Origin of the sequence: Shigella sp. FC1661 (genome assembly GCF_001712525.1) — a bacterium.
Taxonomy (GTDB): domain Bacteria; phylum Pseudomonadota; class Gammaproteobacteria; order Enterobacterales; family Enterobacteriaceae; genus Escherichia; species Escherichia coli.
Map to the genome: position 1 here is coordinate 1 of NZ_MDGW01000556.1, position 211 is coordinate 211.

Consider the following 211-nt stretch of genomic DNA (forward strand, 5'->3'; position numbering starts at 1 on the left):
GTTCATCTGACGGCGAAAGCCCGGCATCTGCATCGACAGGGCGCGAATGGCTTCCGCTGCCGTGTTCACATACAGGCTGAGGCGGCGGCCAAATCGTTGCAAATCCCCGTGAAGGCAGATGGTGAAGCAGCTCACCGTTGCCGCAGTAAATGGTGGCATGGTTCGGTACCGAAGCACCAAAGCAGCACAGCAGAATATCGCCCGGCTGTGC

General features: G+C 59.2%; 2 pseudogenes. Both read right to left on the reverse strand.

What is annotated here, in order from left to right:
* Nucleotides 1-69 (reverse strand): annotated as a pseudogene (locus BFF42_RS28445) (tail assembly protein); the annotation flags it as partial.
* A pseudogene (locus BFF42_RS28450) lies at nucleotides 66-211 on the reverse strand (phage tail protein); the annotation flags it as partial. The pseudogenes BFF42_RS28445 and BFF42_RS28450, both read right to left, overlap by 4 nt.